This window comes from Blautia sp. CAG:257 (assembly GCF_000433815.1).
Lineage (GTDB): Bacteria > Bacillota > Clostridia > Lachnospirales > Lachnospiraceae > Blautia_A > Blautia_A caecimuris.
On sequence record NZ_HF999094.1, the window covers coordinates 12,582 to 12,815 of the forward strand.

The 234-nt window shown below is 39.7% G+C and carries 1 protein-coding gene; it reads right to left on the minus strand.

Features of this window, described 5'->3' with window-relative positions; all coding sequences use genetic code 11:
* The coding region (locus QVP40_RS11020; RefSeq protein ID WP_330361934.1) for a hypothetical protein at window positions 1-234 on the minus strand (234 nt) is incomplete at both ends.

The window sequence follows — 234 nt, forward strand, 5'->3', positions numbered from 1 at the left end:
GCCTTTATCGCTGATTACAGAAAGTTCCGGATTAAAGATCTGATGGGCAGATCTTGTAAAATCAAGAAGCATAATACGTGTTTCCGTATAACGCATTCTGTAAAAATCTGTCACATTATAATATTCTGCTTTTCCTTCATCATTGGCAGCCATGATCTCGTACTCCAGAGAAATACTGGCAGTGGTCTCATTAATATCCTTGATCACCGGAATACCTGCTCTGGAAATCTGAGG